This window comes from Vibrio sp. 10N.222.49.C9, assembly GCF_041474985.1.
Taxonomy (GTDB): domain Bacteria; phylum Pseudomonadota; class Gammaproteobacteria; order Enterobacterales; family Vibrionaceae; genus Vibrio; species Vibrio crassostreae_C.
In genome coordinates, this window is the sequence record NZ_JBFRVD010001581.1 from 1 (window position 1) to 415 (window position 415).

General features: G+C 41.4%; 1 protein-coding gene. It reads right to left on the reverse strand.

The features are described from left to right. Positions 1 to 272, reverse strand: a 272-nt coding sequence (locus AB4585_RS29355; protein WP_372172352.1) for a lyase family protein, incomplete at its 3' end; no start/stop codon positions are given. Positions 273 to 415 lie beyond the last annotated feature (143 nt).

Here is a 415-nt window from a genome sequence, read left to right on the forward strand (position 1 = left end):
GTTTCTAGAATGACATCACAGGCATCGATAATGTGTTTGGCAACATCGGGTTGAATAACGCTGAGTTCTTTGTTGGCAATCGCAGCCGCTTTTTTGGTCATGACCATACCGCGAACGAATTCGGGCACATCAGAGATGGTCGCATTTGAGATATTAAAGTTTTCGATTGCGCGTAGGGTATGAATGCCGTAATAAGCGTCGGCAGGGACATGGCGTTGGCCAAGGAGATCTTCTTCTATACGAGTTGCTGACAGTGTAGTAGTTGTTGTCATAGCATGGACCTTTATTCATCTTGGTTTTTATCTAAAAGGCGAATGTGAGAGCCTATTAGTTCAATGACCAATTCTGTTTAATGAGTCCATTCAGCAGATTTTTATGGTTCTAAAATCAGACTAGATTTTATGTTGTTCAATGA